10 protein-coding genes are annotated in these 16,319 nt (G+C 69.6%); 6 read left to right on the top strand and 4 right to left on the bottom strand.

The genetic code is table 11. The features are described from left to right. Positions 1–7 precede the first annotated feature (7 nt). Both IPG50_20455 and IPG50_20450 read right to left on the bottom strand, forming a co-directional pair. On the bottom strand, positions 8–973 hold the full coding sequence (locus tag IPG50_20455; protein MBK6694557.1) for a MoxR family ATPase: 966 nt from the start codon (positions 971–973) through the stop codon (positions 8–10). A gap of 36 nt (positions 974–1,009) precedes the next feature. Beyond that, positions 1,010–2,344 carry a hypothetical protein gene (locus tag IPG50_20450; GenBank protein MBK6694556.1) on the bottom strand — a complete coding sequence of 445 codons (1,335 nt, stop codon included), beginning with the start codon at positions 2,342–2,344 and terminating at the stop codon, positions 1,010–1,012. Between the two features lie 283 nt (positions 2,345–2,627). Here IPG50_20450 and IPG50_20445 point away from each other — a divergent pair, with 283 nt between their 5' ends. The 4 genes from IPG50_20445 (at position 2,628) to mutS (ending at position 10,813) form a co-directional block, all read left to right on the top strand. Then, entirely contained in the window at positions 2,628–2,795 is a 168-nt protein-coding gene (locus IPG50_20445; GenBank protein ID MBK6694555.1) for a hypothetical protein, read from the top strand. Between the two features lie 176 nt (positions 2,796–2,971). Continuing rightward, the gene (locus IPG50_20440) at positions 2,972–4,666 is read left to right on the top strand and encodes a hypothetical protein (protein MBK6694554.1); all 1,695 of its coding nucleotides are present in this window, start codon (positions 2,972–2,974) and stop codon (positions 4,664–4,666) included. 3 nt (positions 4,667–4,669) lie between these two features. After that, entirely contained in the window at positions 4,670–8,116 is a 3,447-nt protein-coding gene (locus IPG50_20435) for a beta-propeller fold lactonase family protein (protein ID MBK6694553.1), read from the top strand. A 6-nt stretch (positions 8,117–8,122) separates the two neighbouring features. Further along, entirely contained in the window at positions 8,123–10,813 is a 2,691-nt protein-coding gene (mutS, locus tag IPG50_20430) for a DNA mismatch repair protein MutS (protein MBK6694552.1), read from the top strand. A 3-nt stretch (positions 10,814–10,816) separates the two neighbouring features. On the opposite strand, the gene IPG50_20425 is transcribed toward mutS, so the two are convergent. Together IPG50_20425 and IPG50_20420 are read right to left on the bottom strand one after the other, a co-directional pair. Next, on the bottom strand, positions 10,817–12,322 hold the full coding sequence (locus IPG50_20425; GenBank protein ID MBK6694551.1) for an alpha/beta fold hydrolase: 1,506 nt from the start codon (positions 12,320–12,322) through the stop codon (positions 10,817–10,819). A 1-nt stretch (position 12,323) separates the two neighbouring features. Beyond that, positions 12,324–12,965, bottom strand: a complete 642-nt coding sequence (locus IPG50_20420; GenBank protein MBK6694550.1) for a response regulator transcription factor — start codon at positions 12,963–12,965, stop codon at positions 12,324–12,326. 76 nt (positions 12,966–13,041) lie between these two features. Here IPG50_20420 and IPG50_20415 point away from each other — a divergent pair, with 76 nt between their 5' ends. Continuing rightward, the gene (locus IPG50_20415) at positions 13,042–15,384 is read left to right on the top strand and encodes a response regulator (protein MBK6694549.1); all 2,343 of its coding nucleotides are present in this window, start codon (positions 13,042–13,044) and stop codon (positions 15,382–15,384) included. Further along, positions 15,377–16,291: a DMT family transporter gene (locus tag IPG50_20410; protein MBK6694548.1), complete on the top strand. Its 915-nt coding sequence runs from the start codon at positions 15,377–15,379 to the stop codon at positions 16,289–16,291. The genes IPG50_20415 and IPG50_20410 overlap by 8 nt, the downstream gene beginning before the upstream one ends. The last annotated feature ends 28 nt before the right edge of the window (positions 16,292–16,319 follow it).

Raw genomic sequence — 16,319 nt, 5'->3', positions numbered from 1 at the left:
CGCGCGCTCAGCCGGCGCGGGCGACGCGCCGGTAGCCGATCTTCGTGAGCGCCTCGTCGACGACGTGGCCACGCACCTTCGGGTCTTGGTCGGCGTCGGCGGTGAGCACGAGGCGGTGCCCGATGACCGCCGGCGCGACGGCGCGGATGTCGTCGGGGACGACGTAGATGCGGCCGCTGACGAGCGCCCAGGCCTTCGCCGCTTGGACGAGCGCGAGCGTCGCACGCGGACTGGCGCCGAGCGCCACCTTGGGGTGACTCCGCGTGAAGGCCGTGAGTCCAACGGCGTAGTCGATGAGATCGTCTTCGACGTGAATGCGCGCCGCGATGCCCTGCAGGGTGATCACGTCGGCGGGGTTTAGGAGCGGCTTGATGACCGGCGGGTCGATGCCGTAGGTGCGCACCATCTGCGCCTCTTCACGGGCCTGCGGGTAGCCCATGGGCACGCGCACGAGGAAGCGGTCGATCTGGGCCTCGGGCAGCGGGTAGGTGCCCTCGAGGTCGATGGGGTTTTGCGTGGCGAGGACCACGAAGGGCAGGGGCAGCTCGAAGCGATCGCCCTCGATGGTGACCTGCCGCTCCTGCATGGCTTCGAGGAGCGCCGACTGCGTCTTCGCCGGCGCGCGGTTGATTTCGTCGGCCAAGACGACGTTCGCGAAGATGGGCCCGGCGCGCAGCGCGAAGGTCTGCTCCTTGGGCGACAGGACGTAGGTGCCCGTGATGTCCGCCGGCAAGAGATCGGGCGTGAACTGAATGCGTCGTCCGGTGCAGCCGAGTGCTGTTGCGAAGGCCTTGACCAAGGTCGTCTTGGCCACGCCGGGCACACCTTCGAGCAGCACGTGCCCGCGCGCCAGGAGCGCGATGATCATGAGGTCGAGCGCGCGCGTCGAGCCGATGTACGCCCGCGCGACCTCTTTCCTCAGGTCATCAACCCGTTCTTTGGCAGCGGCGACTTCGTTGGCGTTGGCTTGCACAGGGGATCCTTCTGACGCGACCGAACGCTCATTCTTTCACGGAACGCCCGGCTGCGTCATGGAAGCAACGGAGCTGCCGTCCCGCTTTCGACGTTCGGCGGCGTCGACGAGTCGCTTGATGGTCGCCGCCGTCTTGAGAACCTCCGAATCCGCCACGTTGCCCAGCGCCGCCGCGCGGCGAGAGACGACCAGCGTTTCGATGTGTGCGAGGCGCGTGAAGAGCTCCTTCAGCTCGTGGAGCTCGCCTGCGCGAAGCAACTCGCTGCGCTCGAGCTCGTTCAGCAGCGAGCCGTGGGACGGAATCCGATCGAGCTCGAGCAGGCCGGCGAAGCGCTCTTCGAGGGCGCTCTTGAGCTCCAGCATGGCCAGCGCTCGCGAGGTCCCCCGCGCCGCCAAGACCTCCACGTGTCCGGCGACGCCGCCCTGCGCGACGAGCGGGATGGGCCGCGTGAACCGGGGTGCCACGGGCCGATGAACGCGCGCGCCGTTGTTGCCCACCCAGAGGACGAGGCCGAGGCCGACCAACACGGCCAGCGCGTAGAGTCCTCCCGCCGGCAGACCGTCGCGCCGCACCGTTTGGGCCATGTCGCGGATGCCGCGCAGACGTTCGCCCAGCTCGATGGAGCTGCCGTCGTCGCCGTAGGTGCCGCGCTGCTCGAAGGCGCCGGTGATGACGTAGACGAAGCCGTCGCGCTTGCCCCACGTGTCTTGGTCAGCGGCGTAGCCGATGAGGCCGCGGGCGAAACCGCGGTTGCCCGGGTAGCGGAGCATGCGGTTCATCACGATCGACGGGTCGCCGACGGCGAGGAACCGGCCCTTGCCGACCATGCCGGCCACGGCCACGTTGACCGGCTCGCCGGCCGTTCGGCGAATCGCGAGCAAAGACGAGAGGTCGTTGTGCTTGATGCCCGTCGGATGGTTCAAGACCACGCGCTGAACGCCCGCGACGACGGGGTGCGCGCCGTCGGCTTCGGCCACCGCCAATTGGGCGTTGTCGAGGATCGTCGATGACGGATTCGCCGGCGCGGCGATGCGTCGCAAGCTGAAGTGTTCGAGGAGCGCCTCCCCGGTGCCGTAGTCGTCGAGGAGGAGCACGCGCCCGCCCTCGCGCATGAAGCGCGCGAAGCTGCCGACGTCGAGCGAACGCTCGGGGTGAATCATGACGACCGTGTCGATGGGGCGCAAAGCCCCGAGGTCGATGTGGTCCTGCGCGCGCACCCTCGCGTCGCCCAGGTCATCGCGCGCGAGGCGCACGAAGTCGGCGCACCCCTCCCAGTCGCTGCCGATGACGTCAAAGGGTCGCGCCGAGGCGGGCCGCGCGCCGAGCAAGACGAAGACCCAGACCAACGTACCGAGCGCGAAGCTGACCAAGCGCGCAGCGTCGGGGAAGGGGCGAGGTGGTCTCGGCATGGTGGGCATGACCCGGTGCGTCAAGCGGCGGACTCAATGACGCAGCAAGAAACCCCGAGTGTATCGGAAACTCGAGGGCCGTCGTGGGCGTCTGTCGTGGGCGATGGCGCCGGCCACCCCACATGCCCGGAGGCCTCATTTTTTGCGCGCATCTTGCCTTTGGCGCTTTGGTCGCTAACCATGAAAGGATCGGTTCCGCTTTGCAGGGTCCCCCATCTTCGGGCCAGAATGGAAGGCGTCCCCCATGCTCCCCCCCTTCATCATCGAACAGATTCGGAAGCGTGAAGAGGAAGCGAAGCGTGGGCGCGAGGAGCAGCCGCAGCTTGAGATGCCGCTCGAGCGGCCCCGGCCCCCGCAGGTGGAGCCCGAGCGGGACGACATCGAGCGCGGCATCGTGATCGTTCAGCTCTAGCTCTAGCGCCCCCGACGGGCGCCGCTTGGGCGCGGGTAAATCCGCGTGGACACGGGGGAACGGGCTTACTAGTCTGCGCCCCGTTGAAAGGCTTCGCACCCCCCCGTAGCCGAGCCCTCAGCGGGGCCGGCGGCCACGATCGCGGCCACGCTCCCGCCCCCGCAGTGGCGAGGCGCTTGCCTCGGCTCGGCGTCCTCGCGCTTGCCTTTCTCGCAGGCTGCTTCGCCTCAGGCGACGGCACCGAGCCGCCGCCCGACCGCTTCAATTTCCCGGTGGGTCTCGCCGTTTCCCCCGGCGGCGCGGTGCTCTTTGCCGCGAACTCCAACTTCGACCTCCAGTGGAGCGGCGGCACCGTCGAGGCGTACGATCTCGTAGCCGTCCGTCGGGACGTCGTGTCGATGATTCAGTCGCCGGCGACCTTCCCGAAGGACCGCCTCGTCGACCCGCGGGGGCTGGAGCAGTGCGGCGTCGCCAGTCCGCCGCAGGGCTCGGCCACCACCCTCGGGCAGCAGTGCGCGCCGCCGGTGCGCTCCGAGACCTATTTCCGGAACTCCGCCACCATCGGCGCCTTCGCGACCGACCTCCAGATGTCCCCCGACGGTCGGAGGCTCTTCATTCCCGTGCGCGGCGACGCGTCGCTCACGTGGCTCGACGTGGCGAGCGACAAGAACGAAAACCCCGCCGATCCCTTCCGGCTCGACTGCGGGCAAGGCGGCGAGCGCCGCTGCAACGCCGCCCACCGTGCCGGCAACAACCCCGACGAGCCCGGCAACACGCGCCGGCTGACCTTGCCGGGAGAGCCCTTCGGCCTCGCCCTCAGCGAACAGGGCGACTTCGCCCTTGTCACGCATCAAACGCAGACCAAGACGAGCTTGCTTCGAACCGGCGCGGCGGTCGCGGGCGGGCCGGCGACGGCTCCGTCGCTTCAATTTGTCGTCGACGGCGTCACCAACGGCGGCGTCGGCATCGCCGCCGTGCCCCACGACCCGGACGCGTTTCCCGCGTGCCTGCGAACCACGGCCAACGACCCGAAGTCCGCCCTGCGCGATCCCGCCGCGTGTGCCGCCGCGTTGCCGCGGCCCGCGTTTATCCAGACGAGCCGCGCCGCCGCAAAGATCGACCTGCTGCGACTCTACGAAGACGAGGGCTACCAGGGCGATCCGTCGCAGCCTCGCCGTCCGTTCTTGCAACGCGAACGACAGGTCGATGTCGTCGCCAACGCCGGCAACTTCGACTCTCGCGGCATCGCCGTGGATCCGACGCCGCGCATCGCGTGCAAGGCCCGCATCGGCAAGAACGTCACCGGCGCGGAGCTCGACCGGCAGGTCCTCGCCTGCGCCCGGCTACCGGCTCGCGTCTTCGTGGCCAACCGCTCGCCGGCGTCGCTGCTCATCGGCACGCTCGGCCAGGAGGGGGTCGATGGCGCGCTCTACGATCCCGATCTCCTATCCATCAAAACCAGCGTGCCGCTCTCCTTCGGCCCATCGCGCGTCTACCTGGCGCCCGTCGTCGAGACCGACGGAACCTACGGCCTGCGCGTCTTCGTCGTGTGCTTCGACGCGTCGGTGATTTACGTCTTCGACCCGAACTCGAACACCGTCGAGAACATCATCCGCGTCGGCGACGGCCCCTTCGCCATGGCCTTCGATCCGTTCGACCTCGGCGACGTCGCCAAGGGCAACGCCGTGCCCTTCGATTCCGTGAGCACCACCGTTCGCCGCTTTCGCTTCGCCTACGTGGCTATCTTCCGCAACTCGCACGTGCAGGTGCTCGACCTCGACAATTCGGTGCCGAAGATCGCGGGAAAGTACACGTATCAACAGATCGTCTACAACCTCGGCGAGCCTACGGCGCCAAAGGGAGGGCTCTAGGTCATGCGTCGCTTCGATCGCGTGGCCTCGGCGCTCACGGCTGGTGTCTTCGTCGTCGTCGGGGGCGCCGCCGTCAGCTGCAGCCGCACCGTCGACCCGGTGCCGCTTCGGACCTTCGAGCGCGCCCAGAACATGGACGTCGTCTGCCTCGAAGTGGCCGATGCTCAGGGCAACGCCTTGCCGCTACCGCGCCCCGCGGCTCAGAATCGCTGCACCGCCGCGCCGGCCGGCTCGCTGACCTTCGCGACGCACCACCTCTTTGGGCTAGTGACGCAGACGGCGCGCGGTGAAGTCGCCGTCGTCGACCTCACGGCGGGGCGCATCGTCGACCTCGATCAGTCCACTCCAGGCATCAACTTCCTCACCGTTGGGACCTTGCCCACCGACGTGGTCTCGGCGCCGAACGGTGCCATCAGCTTCGTGGCGACGGCCGAGCCCAACAAGTGGGCCATCTACGCCCTCCCGAGCGCGCCTCCTGCGCAAAACCCCCGCGAGTCGCGGGGCATTCTCGGCGACGGCTTTGGCATGGGCATTCCCACCATCGCCGATTTTCCGGTCTGCTCCCTCCCGCAGGCGCCATCCTCGATGGCCATCATGCCGCGGCCCGGCGACCCCTTCGGCGGCTACGATCTCGCAGTCATCTTGCCGGGTGTCGGCCGCTCGCCCACGAAGCTCGCGGTGATTTCGCCCGAGCCGCTGCTCGTCGGCGCCAAGGTCGAGAGCGGACCGGTGAGCATCGAGCCGGGCTCACTCTCGCCGTGCCCCATTCGCGCCGTGGTCGAGCTCAGCGGAAATATGCCGACGGCGGTGCCGCTCGGCGCGCGCTGGAGCGACGGCGTCGGCTACGTCGACGGCGGCGTGAAGACGCCCGTGCTGGTCGGCTCGACGTGTGCGGCGTCCGAGTCTACGGGGTCGCCCGACGGCGGTTCCGATGCAGGCGCGGGCGACGCAGCCGCCAGCGACGCCGCGTCGCCCGACGGCGGCGCCGACGCGTCACCGGAAGGGACCGTCGCGATCCCGCCCTTGCCCGGGGACACGCCGCGCGCGGTGCGCATGGCGAAAGACGGTGACACGCTCTACCTCGCCGACGAAGCGCTCCCGCTCATTCACGTGATCGACTGGAGCGACCCAGCCGGGCCCCGCGAGCTTTCGCCCCTCGTGGCTACGAGCGCGAGCAACATCGCGCGTCGCGTCTCGGTGGGCGCCATCGCCGTGAGCCCCGCGACGCGCGACTACAAGCGCTACCTCTACGCCGTCGACCGGCACGACGGCAGCATCATGGTCTTCGACGTCACCGAGCGACCCTCGGCGCAATCGAACGCGGCCCGCGTTCCCATGCGCAGACCCCACCCGGAGCTCAATCCGCTCGCGCCGGTGGATCGCATCGCCTTTGCGTCGGCGGTGGAGTCGCTCGCCTTCGTGCGTCACGATTTTCCGCTCGTCTCCGAGCAAGATCGGCCCCTCACGGCGGCGCGCACGGGGCTCTTGTGCAACCCAAATCCGAACGCGAACGCCGACCCCGATCGCGGCATCGAGCTCCCATTCCGCGATCCCGGCGCGTATTACCGCTTCGGCGCGCCGGCCGGCGCCGAGCTGCGCGAGCTCGGGCCCTTGCGGCTCCGGGGCGTGTTTGCGTTTGCGACGCTCACCAGCGGCCAGATGGCTGTCATCGACGTCGACGACTGGGATGCCCCGTGTCGCCGTCCCGATCCGATGGGCGTCAAGACCCGCGCCGCCGGCGCCGGGTTCGTTGAAACGGACGAGACCGCGTCGCTCGGGCCGCCGATCTTCTCGCAGCGCTCGGGCGCCGGCGTCCGCTCGTTGGGCGTGAGCGACCTTGCCCCGCTGATGCCCGAGCCGGCCTCGCGCGACGACCTCGATCCGTACCATGCGCCTGTGTCGTTCTACACGTCGAACGGCGGGGCCGTGTCGACGGGCGTCACCAACGAGGCGTTCTTCCCCGTCAGTGCGCCGCACCGGCCGCGCTCCCTCTTTCTCCTCCGTCGCGATCCGACCAACGGAATTCACATCCCCTACTTGCCGGGTCTTGCGCAGCTCCGCTCCAAGGGCTCGCCCATCAACACCGTGGGGCCCAACTCGCTCCGGCATCCCCTCATGCTGCCGACGTTCTCGGCGCTGCCCGACCCCGGTCAGGTGAAGACGCCGACGGAGCCGCGCCCCGCTGGGCGTGAGCTCAGCAAGGATCAGGCGCTCCTCGACGTCGCGCACTTGCCGCTCGAGAGCGCTACCGCCGACGTTCGCTTTGCCTGGGAAGACCCCGAGGTTCACGTCGATCAAGACTGGACGCTGACCTACGAAGGTATCGTCCCAGGTTTCGATCAGGTGACGGCGACCGTGGAGCCGAAGACGTCACCGGGCAACGGTCCCGACTACACGTCGGCTGTGTTGCGCGTTCCCAACGGCCTCTTGTGCCAGAAGGGCGTCGTCGATCAGCGCGTGGCGTCGCAGCGCTCCAAGGAGCTCCTCGACGCCTTCGCGTCGGCGACGCTCGCGAGCGACGGCGGCCCGCTGCTCGCGCCGCCGCGCCGCCTCGAGCACAAGCTCGGCGACTACGTTCAGGTCATCGACGACCTCTTGCCGTCGGATCACCCCTATTGGGGCACGCAGGAGCCCGCCGGCGATAGCTGCTGGGAGCCCGAGTTTTCGACCGCCGATGCCCGCTACGGCTTGTGCAGCCGGACCTTCGGCGTCGCCTCCGACGAGAGCCTCCGCCGCGATTTTCCCATCGTCGAGGCCTACGACGACCGGCTCGTCATCGGCGCCTACGGCGACGAAGATCCGGCAAACCCCACCGTGGCTCGGCGCGAAGTCGTCGTGCAAGACCCGGGCAAAGCGCCGTTCTTGAAGCTCCTGCGCTGCTGCTTCCATCGGCAGGTGCGCTTCAACGTGCGCGCGGGGGCCGAGTGGGTCGCCAAGGGCAGCGTCAGCGGCTTCCTCCACTCGATGACCAGCGGCGAGGGTGGTGCGTGCGTTCCGTCGTGTCGTCCCGAGGACGCGCTCTTGAACGGCCGCGCGCCGCAGCTCCCGCGGCCCCTCGGCATCGACGCGTCGGTGCCTCCGCCGAGCGGCCTCAGCGCCGAAGAGTGGCGCGCTCGTGTGGCGCGGCGCCGTGAGGCGCTCAAGGCGTTCTTGAGTCGCACGAGTCCGCTGGCCTTCCGAAACCCGATGTTCTCCGTCCTCATGTGGAACGAGACCGACGCTGCGCGCGGCGATTCGCCGCCGGAGCGCGACTTCGAGTGGGCGTTCGCGGTACGTGGGCAATATTCGCCCTTGGCCGTTAATCTCGGGGCGCGCACCGTCGCCGTGAGCCCGCAAACACTGAAGTTCATCGAGCCGCTGCGACAGCTCGCCGTCGTCGACGCTTCGAATCAGGGTCTGCAGCTCTTCGACCTTCGCACCTTGACCGCGGTTCGCGAACCGTACTTCTGAGGAGTCATGGCCAAGGGGGGCGCCGAGGCAACGCCGGTGATGCGGCAGTGGCACGCCGCGAAGGCGGCGCACCGCGACTCGCTGCTCTTCTTCCGGCTCGGTGACTTCTACGAGCTCTTCTTCGAAGACGCCGTGCTTGCGTCGCGGCTCCTCGACCTCACGCTGACGAGCCGCAACCGCGGCGCCGCCGACGAGATCCCCATGGCTGGCGTGCCGTACCACGCGGCAAGCTCGTACATTCAGCGGCTCCTCGACCAGGGCCACAAGGTGGCGTTGTGCGAGCAAATGGCCGACCCGAGCAAGGTGAAGGGCATCGTGCCGCGCGAGGTCGTGCGGGTCGTGACGCCCTCCATCGTCTTCGACGAAGCGGGGCTCGAGGCGCGCGAGAACCTCTACCTCGTCGCCGTCGCCGCCGAGGGCGGCGCCTTTGGCGTCGCGTCGCTCGACGTGTCGACGGGCGAGCTCTCCGCGTGCGCGCCGCCTGACGCGGCCGGCGTGCTCGCGGTGCTGGCGCGACTCGCGCCGCGCGAGCTGCTCGTCGAGCCGGGCGCCGCGGCCGTGGCGGCCGACTTTCGCGCCACTCGGCCTCACGTCGTCGTGCGCGAGACCGATGCTGCGCTCGCCGCTCGCGAAGTGAAGAGCGCACTGGCGGCGGTGCTCGGTGACGCGGAAGCGTCGCGCCTCTTTGGGGAAGAGGCGAACGGCAAAGCCGGCGCGGCGGGCAGCGGCGCGGCGCCTACACCGCTACTCTTGCGGGCCGCGGCCCGGTGCCTCCTCTTCGCGCGGGCCTGCGAGCCGGGCCGGGCGCTCCCCGTCGACCGCCTCGTCGTCCAAGAGCTCGGCGAGACGCTCGTGCTCGATGAGTCGACGCAGGGACACCTGGAGCTGGTGCGCTCCGTCGACGGTGAGAAGTCGTCGTCGCTGCTCGCCACCATCGACGAGACGAAGACCGCTGCCGGCGCGCGCCTCCTAAGGCGCCGTCTCCTGTCGCCGCGCGCCAACGTGGCCGAGGTGCGCCGCCGCCACGACGCCGTCGAGCTCTTCGTGACGCAACCGGGCCTGCGCTCGGAGGTCCGAAGCCGCCTCGCGAAAGTCTCGGATCTCGAGCGCCTGACCGTGCGCCTCTGCGTCGGCCGCGCCACGCCGCGCGATCTCGCCGCCCTCAGGACCTCGTTGGCCGAGCTGCCAGCGCTCAACAAGGCACTCACGGAGTGCCCCGACAAGAGCGCCCGCGATGCCTTGGAGGTTTCGGCGAAGGGCCCGTGGCTCGACCTGTGCGCCGACCTTTGCAGCGAGCTCTCCCGCGCCGTCGCCGAGGAGCCGCCGCTCAAGGTCTCCGACGGCGGCGTCATTCGCGAAGGTTGGGACAAGGAGCTCGACGAAGCGCGCTCCATGAAGCGCGACGGCCAACAGCACATTGTGGAGCTCGAGACGCGCCTCAAGGAGCAGTCGCACATCGGCAGCCTGAAGCTCCGCTACACGCGCGTCTTCGGCTGGTACATCGAGGTGACGCGCACCCACGTGTCGAAAGTGCCGGCGACGTGGCGGCGCAAGCAAACGGTCTCGACGGGTGAACGGTACTCGTCCGACGAGCTCGACGCGCTCGCGGCGAAGATCGCCCACGCCGAGGAGCGCTCCGACGAGCGCGAGCGAGAGTTGTACGCCGAGCTGGTCACGCGCCTCGCGACGCACGCGGCGAGGCTGCGCGCCGTGGCCGATCGACTGGCCGCGTGGGACGTGGCCTCGTCGCTGGCGGAGGTGGCGCACAAATACGACTTCGTGCGCCCCGAGGTCGACGAGTCGCTCGCCATTGAAATCGAAGACGGTCGCCACCCGGTCGTCGAGAAGCTCGCGGCGCTCGGCCGTTTCGTTCCCAACGACGTGCTCCTCGACGCGGGCGATGACGCTGCGAAGGCCGACCGCTCGCGCCTTTGGCTCGTGACGGGGCCCAACATGGCCGGCAAGTCGACCTTGATGCGGCAAGTGGCGCTCATCGTGATCTTGGCCCAAATGGGCAGCTTCGTGCCGGCGCGCCGCGCACGCATCGGCGTCGTCGACCGCGTCCTCACGCGCGTCGGCGCCAGCGACAACCTCGCCCGCGGCGACAGCACCTTCATGGTGGAGATGAAGGAGACCGCCAACGTCCTTCGGCGAGCCACCAAGCGGTCTCTCGTGGTGCTCGATGAGATCGGTCGAGGCACGAGCACCTTCGACGGGCTCGCCATCGCGTGGGCCGTCGCCGAATACCTTCACGACGTGGTGCGCTGCCGCGCCATGTTCGCGACGCACTACCACGAGCTGACCTCGCTCTCGGAGACGCGTGACGCGCTCGAGAACTGGAGCGTCTCGGCGCGCGAGCACGACGGCGACATCGTCTTCTTCCACAAGCTGCAGCGCGGCGCCGCGTCGCGGAGCTACGGCGTCGCCTGCGCGAAGCTCGCCGGTCTACCGGAGCTTGTCCTCGCGCGCGCGCGGACGCTGCTCACGGAGCTCGAGCGCGGGGCCGCGCCGGCCGCCGGGCAGCCAGCCCCAAAACGACGACGCGCACCGCAGCTCGGGCTCTTCGAAGCGGAGGCCCCTGCCGCGCCGGCGCCAGCGCCGCATCCGGCCCTCGACGCGCTTCGCGAGCTCGACCTCAACCGAATGACGCCCATCGAGGCGCTCTCGTTCCTCGCCGAGATGAAGAAGTCGCTGTAACCGCTACTCGGCCGCGCACGTCGACGCGGCCGGCGCTTTTGGATCGAGCAAGAAGTCGGTCACGAGATCGCGGACGCACTTGCTATGGATCGCCGCCGCGTGCCCCTCGCCCTCGTAGATGACGAGGTGTGAGCCGTTCCCGAGGGCGCTCACCATGGCGGCGCCGTCGGCGAAGCTCGTGATGGGATCGTGGCGCCCCGCGATGATCAGCGCCGGCGGCGCGGCGGCTGCGCCGGCCAACGACGGCGGCGGTCGGGGCGTCTGGAAGGGCCACGAAACGCAGAGCGGAAATGGCGCGAGCGCGCTTCCAGCCGAAGGCGACGCGACCAGGGTCTCGCGAAGCGAATTGACGGTGGTGCTGGCGTCGAAGGGCAGGTCGACGCAGCTCACCGTCAGGAGTCCTTCGAAGCGACCATCGTAGGTGCCGCTGGCGGAGCGGCCCAGCGCGAGGTCGGCGGCCGAGAGCGCCGTCGTCGCGTCGCCGCCCTCGAGGGCCGCGAGCGTCGCGCCAAAGGTGGTCCAGTTGCCGGTGCGCAGGCCATCGGCGACGGTGCCTTCGAAGTCGACCGGCGACAGCGTGCGGCCCGCGCCCGCGATTCCCGGCGGCGTTCGAACCTTGGCGCCGACCGCTGCAAAGGCTGCGGCGATCTCGGCCTTGGGCTTCCCGCCATGAAACGGGCAGGACGCGCTCGCTTCGCAGGCGCCGAAGAATCGATCGAGCCCCTCGTCACGGCCGGCGCCGCGCCGCGCGAGCTGCGCGTTCAAGTCCTTTGGCAAAAGCACCGGCGCATCAAAGGCGAAGGCCCGCGCGCGCGAAGGGAAGAGCGCCGTGTAGACGGCGCCGAGCCAGGTGCCGTAGGAAAATCCCAGATAGTTGAGCTTCTCTTCGCCGAGCGCTTGCCGAATGACGTCGAGGTCCCGCGCCGCGTTTTCGACGTGCATGCTCGAGAGGAGCGCGGCGTCCGCGTTTTTGGTGCACCCTGCAACAAATTCCTGACGCAGCGCCTCGGCCGCGGCCGCGGATCCATCGCCTCGGAGCGTTAGATCGGTCGCTCGCATGCGGTCGAGGAACGCGTCGTCGACGCACTTTGCCGGTGAACTCTGGCCCGTGCCTCGCCAATCGAAGGCCACGATGTCGAAGCGATCGATGGCCCGGGAAAATCCTACGCGGAGCTGCAGGTACTGTTTTGGCAGGTCCGTGACCATCGAAATGCCAGGACCGCCAGGGTTGACGACCACGGTGCCGGCCCGCTCCGCGGGCTTCTTCGCTGGGGCGCGCAGCAAGCGAAGCTCCAGCGTCTTGCCGGAGGGGTTTTGGTGGTCGAGCGGCACCAGCACGGAGCCGCATTCGAACGTCTCTTGGCAAGGCGTCCAAACGACGGGCGCGCCGATGACGGGGGCGGGAGGGCCTGCGTCGACGGCGGCGGCGGGCGGAGCTGCCTTGGGGTCGTCGGTGCAGGCGATGGTTGCGAGGGCGGCAAAGGAGGCGAAGCGGACGAGCTTGGTCATATCAGTCGCGACGGTAAGCGGCCGTGACGGCCTCGGCCTTGGAGCAAACGTGGAGCTTTCGGTAGAGGCTTCGAACGTGATGGCGCACCGTGTTGATGCTCATCGAGAGCATGTTGCCCACCTCGTCGTAGGTGGCTCCCTTGGCGAACAGCTCCATGATCTCGCGCTCCCGTTCGGTCAGCGTTGCGAGCTCCGGCGTGGCCTTGAGCTCGGCCCGCGGCGCCTTCTGCCGAAACTCGTCGATGAGGCGCCGCGCGATGGTCGGTGAGATGGGCGCGCCGCCGTCTCGCAGAACCGCCAACGCCTCGGCCACGCGGCCCGCGGCGGCGTCGCTCTTGAGGAGGTAGCCGCTGGCGCCAGCGCTCAGCGCTTGGAAGACGCTCTCGTCGTCGTCCCAAACGGTGAGGACGAGCACGCTCATGCCGCTGGCCGTCGCGAGAGCGATGAGCTCGGTTCCGTTCCCGTCGGGGAGGCCAAGGTCGAAGATGCCGAGCTTCGCCTTGCCCGAGGCGATGAGTTCGCGTCCGCCCTTCACGTCGCCGGCCTCTCCGGCCACCTCGAAGGCGGGGGCCTCCGAGATCTGTCGCACGAGGCCCCTTCGCACGAAGGGGTCGTCTTCCACGACGAGGACGGGCTGGCGCACGGTTGAACTATAGCCAGGATTTCCCACCGGGCTTGTCATTATCGGGCCTGTCATTTGAGGGGCCGAATCGCCTCCCGTGTACACTCCCGCTCGCATCGTGGCCGAGTCGCTCGCACCCAGCATCTCCGCGGAGAACCAGCCCGACGCCGTAGGAAGCTTCGACTCGGAGCGGGCCGAGGCCATCCGCATGCGTTCGCGGTGGATCTGGGCTGCGTCGATCGCGGTTTGGGTCGCCAGTTTCCTTTGGTTCGACCTCGCGGTGTTCCCCTCGCGAACGTTCGCCTTCGCCGTTCGCGGACCGGAGATCGTTCTCGCGGCCGGGTTCCTCGTTTGGCTGCGGCGGCCGAGGCCGCTCGTGGTGCTCGAGGCGGCGCAGGTGGTGGCGTGGGCGCTGATGGCTGCCGTCAGCGCGTGGGCCCTCTCTGCGGTGCCTCCCGACAAGCTCCCCGCGAAGGTCGCAAGCCTCGCCATCTCCGTGCTCGTCGTCTGCCCCCTCGCGGCTTTCTCGTGGCAAGCCACGGCGGTCATCGGCGTGATCACCGTCTTGGCCCTGTCGACGCTCCGCTTTCTTGGGCAGGGCTCGCTCCTGACGCTGGTGCTGACGGCCGTCGGCTTCGGTTACGGTGTCCTCATCGTCGCCGCCGCCGCCCGCGATCGACTCAAGCGCTCCGAATACGACGCGCGCGTCGCGCTCCGCGAGGCCAACTTGCGTCTGCGCCACGAGGACGAGCTTCGGCGGCGACTCTTCGTCAACCTGAGTCACGACTTTCGTACGCCGCTTGGCGTCATCCGGGGCGAAGCGGCGCTCTTGCGCGCCCTCGGCCGCGAAGAGGAGGAGGCCGCCGCGCTGCTCCGCATCGAGGGCAACGCTCGCTCCCTCACGGACTTGACCGATCAGTTGCTCGACTTGGCCCGCCTCGAGGCGGGACAACTCGCGCGGAGGCCGCGCCGCTGCGACGTCTCCATGTTCGCGCGCGACGCCGCAGCGCTCCTCGAGCGCCCCGGCGCGGAGCGACGCGTCGTCACGCGAACGACGGACGCGTGCGTGGCCCTCGTTGATCCGGGGCACCTGCAGCGCATTCTCCAGAACCTGGTCGCCAATGGCCTGCGTCACGCGACCGGCGTCGTGACCGTTCACGTGACCCGGGCCGATGAGCGCGTCGTCGTGGAGGTCTCCGACGACGGACACATCCCGGAGGAGCGCCGCGCAAAGATCTTCGAACGCTTCGTCACCTTCGCGGCAGAAGGGAGCACTTCTTCGGGCATTGGGCTCCCCTTGGCGCGCGAGCTCGCGACGCTCAACGGCGGGACGCTCGTGCTCTTGCCTCAGGCGACGACGACCTTTCGGCTCGAGCTGCCTCGCGTCGAGGGCCCCGCCGACCTTCACGCGGACGCCGTCGAGGCGCCGGACGCCGCCGGCCCCGCACGGGCCGCGCCGCCCGCGGCCGATCACACGGCGCCGTCGGCGAAGCGCGTGCTCGTCGTCGAAGACAACGAGGACATGGCGGCCATGTTGGTCCGCGTCCTTGGCGCGACCTTTCACGTCGAGCGCGTCGGGACCGTCGCGCAAGCGCTCGCATCGCTCGAGCACGACACGCCCGACGCGGTGCTCTCGGACATCATGCTCCCCGACGGTTCGGGGTACGACGTGCTCGCCGCGATTCGAGGTCGACGCGAAGGGGAGACGGTTCCGGTGGTGTTCGCCTCGGCTCTCGGTGAGGTCGACGAACGCGTCCGCGGTCTCGCCGCTGGCGCCGACGACTACGTCGCCAAGCCCTTCGCGCCGGAGGAGCTGCGCCGACGCATCCTGTCGGCCATCGAGCGGGCCGAGAGTCGGCGGCGCGCCCTCGACGTGCAGCGCGATGCGCTCCTCATGGAGATCCACGACGGCGTGAGCGCGAGCCTCTCGCGCGCGGCGATCCTCCTCGCCGATCCGGCGCCCGACGCCAGCTCGCACGCCCGCGACGCCATCAAGGACGGTCTCGACGAGGTGCGTGCCATCACGCGCCTCCTGTCGCCTCGGCCCACCGACTGGCGCACGCTCGTCGGGGAGATTCGTCGGCCGATGGCCGACGCTTGTCGCGCCGGCGGCCTCGCCTTCGAGTTCGATGCGGAGGAGCCCGAAAGCGCCACCGGTGTCCCCGCCGCCATCGCGCACACGTTGCGTCGTGTCGCGCGCGAGGCGACGACGAACACCCTCAAGCACGCGCACGCGAAGCGCCTCGTTTGCCGACTGACGCGAACACCGGCATTCGCGTTGCGGGTCGAGGACGACGGCGTGGGCCTCGCCCCCGATCGCCGCGAAGGGCAGGGGCTCGGCATCATGCAAAGGCGGGCGGCTCGCCTCGGCGCTGTGATCAGCGTTCGCGCCGGTGCCACCCGAGGCACCATCGTCGAGGTCACCTTTGGCGATGGGTGACGCCTCGCCGCGTGGTTTTTCCCTCGCGGGCTACGCGATGGTCGCCGGCGCCGCGGCTTCGTGGGGGCTCTGGCCGCTGTTTCTTCGCCGCGCGGAAGCGCGAGGCGCCATACCTCCGGAGCTCGAGTCGACGGTGGCGCTCGTGATGCTGACGGTTGTCGGTGGCGTGACCATGCTTCGCGATCGCTCGCCGGCGAAGGCGAGCGCGCGCGCGTGGGCCGGCGTCGTCTGGCTGGGCATCACCGACGCGCTCAACGTCGTCTTGTTCTTTCGCGCCATTCAGCTGACGACGGTTGCCGTCGCCGTGCTCACGCACTACCTCGCGCCGATTCTCGTCGCGCTCGGGGCGCCGCTCGTGCTTGGCGAGAAGGTCACCAAGCGAACCTTCGTCGCGGTGTTCGTGTCGCTCACGGGGCTCGTGTTGCTTCTTGATCCGCTACACGTGGCGTCGGCGTCGCCGAAGCTCATCCTCGGGGCGGCCTCGGGCGCCGCGAGCGCGCTGTTCTACGCGTCGAGCGTGCTCACCAACAAGCGCCTCGCGCCGGTCTTCTCTGGCAGCGAGCTGGCGTTCTATCACGGCCTCGTGGCGGTCCCGTTGGTCGCGGCGCTCGTCCCGGCCTCGGCCTGGATGTCGGTGGCGCGCGAGGCCTGGCCGTGGCTCATGGGCGGCGCCGTCGGTCCCGGCGCCGTGGCGGGGCTCGTCTTCGTTTGGGGCCTTCGCCGCGTGCCCGCCGCTCACGCGTCGGCGCTCACGCTCCTCGAACCCCTCGTGGCGGTGCTCGTCGGCGTCCTCGTCTTTGGCGAAGTGCCGACGCCCATCGGTGGCGTTGGCGCGCTCATGGTCCTCGCCGGCGCGGCCATCGTGGTCTCGTCGCGGAAAGCGGGAACCGCCGCATCGAGCGGCTAGCGTGGTGAGGCAGAACGACGCGTCGGCG

The organism is Myxococcales bacterium (genome assembly GCA_016703425.1).
Classification (GTDB): Bacteria; Myxococcota_A; Polyangia; order Polyangiales; family Polyangiaceae; genus JADJCA01.
This window is presented reverse-complemented; position numbering and strand designations above follow the sequence as displayed.